1 protein-coding gene is annotated in these 1,933 nt (G+C 39.3%); it reads right to left on the bottom strand.

All coding sequences use genetic code 11. The annotated features are described in order from the left end of the window. On the bottom strand, positions 1–1,933 hold a 1,933-nt coding region (locus M1F65_RS09935), incomplete at both ends, for a GbpC/Spa domain-containing protein (protein ID WP_282184216.1).

Genomic DNA, 1,933 nt, shown 5'->3' with positions numbered 1-1,933 from the left:
TTGGCTCTTCTGGTTTTGATGGCTCCGGTTGATCTGGAGTTTTTACCGGTGGAGTTGGCTCATTTTCGTAGTTTGGTGCTACTGGTGCTGGCTCCAATGGCTTCTCTGTCTCATATGTTGGCTCTTCCGGTTTTGACGGCTCCGGTTGATCTGGAGTTTTTACCGGTGGAGTTGGCTCATTTTCGTAGTTTGGTGCTACTGGAGCTGGTTCCAATGGTTTCTCTGTCTCATACATTGGTTGAGTTGGAGCTGTTGGTGCAACAGGTTTCGTCGGAACCCCAATTGCATTAATGTTTGAATTGAAAGCAAACCAAATATTTCCACTTTTAGAAGAAGCCATATTAAAGCTAATCTCCGATTGAGTTATTTCACCGACAATAGCTCCGTACCAATTATTTGGACTAGAGGTTGTATCCCATTCCGATGTATTCCAACGAGCGCCTAGCGATTTTTCTGCATTTGATGAATCTGCATAAGCAGAGTTATTTTCATGAATCTTGATAGATGAACCAGAAATTGGAATATATCGACCGTTAAAGTTTCTAACACTTTCAATTGCATCTTTATCAATTGCCCCACTACCGTTACCTCTATTTAGAGATGAAAAATTAACTAATCCTCCTGTGAGATTCATAAGTTGACCTTCTTCATCATAAAACTTGACTTTTACATTAATGTTTGTAGAAGTAAAATAATCATTATACCATGCTGTCACAGTTGGATCACTCGAGGCAAACATAGTCATTTTGGTTCCATCGTTAAAACCTGTTTCTTTTAATGTGTAAGTGTAAACTACTTTTGAAATTTTCTTACCATTAAAACTTGAATTTTTTAGACCAGTATAGGTAACATCGACTGGTTTATCCTTTTCTAATACAAGCTTTGCATAAGTGTTATTCGAATTGATTGCATTGAAATATGAATATGCTGTAGATTTTTTCCTATCAGGATTTGTTGGCGAAATCCCCCATGATTTTACCAAAGCATCCAATTCCTGCTGCCCATATTGATGTACAGATGAATCAATTGTTCGTATTGCATTTGGTTCTGATTTAAAGTTCAACGATTGTGATCTTGGTTCTGAAAGATAACCATCTTGTTTCTTTTTACTCTCCGCTTCTGCGAGTGCTGCAGTATAAGCTGCGAACTCTTTCTTATATTTGGCAAGATCTGCTTCATATTTAGCAACTTTAGCTTCGTATTCAGCTTTTGCGGCGGCATTGCGTTGCTTGATTTCGTCATTTTCAGCTTGGAGCGCTGCATTTTTTGCCTTGTTGTCTTCAACTGCCTTCTCGTAAGTTGCTTTTGCATCGGCATTAGCTTTTTGAACGCGAGCTAATTCCGTCTGGTATTCGGCTAGCTTAGCTTGGTAGTCTGCTTCATTGGTAGCATTTGCTCGCTTAACTGCCGCCAAATCTGCTTCGTATTTCTTCACCGCTGCGTCATAAGTCGATTTTGCAGTGGCGTTACGTTGCTTAATCGCCTCATTTTCAGCTTGAATGGCTGTATTTTTAGCTGTGTTTTCTTCAACAGCTTTTTCATAGGCTGCTTTAGCTTCCGCATTAGCTTTTTGTACTCGAGCTAATTCTGTCTGGTAAGCTGCTAATTTTGCTTGATAATCAGCATCATTATCCTCTTTAGCTTTCTTAATAGCTGCAAGGTCTGCTTCATACTGCTTCATCGCTGCTTCATAATTCGCTTTTGCAGTTTCATTACGCTGTTTAATCGCTTCATTTTCAGCTTTAAGCGCTTCGTTTTTAGCTGTGTTTTCTTTTACTGCTTTATCATAAGCCTCTTTAGCTTCCGCATTAGCTTTTTGTACTCGAGCTAATTCTGTCTGGTAAGCTGCTAATTTTGCTTGATAATCAGCATCATTATCCTCTTTAGCTTTCTTAATAGCTGCAAGGTCTGCTTCATACTGCTTCATCGCTGC

It is taken from the genome of Streptococcus oralis (genome assembly GCF_023109195.1).
GTDB classification, from domain to species: Bacteria; Bacillota; Bacilli; order Lactobacillales; family Streptococcaceae; genus Streptococcus; species Streptococcus oralis_BV.
This window is presented reverse-complemented; position numbering and strand designations above follow the sequence as displayed.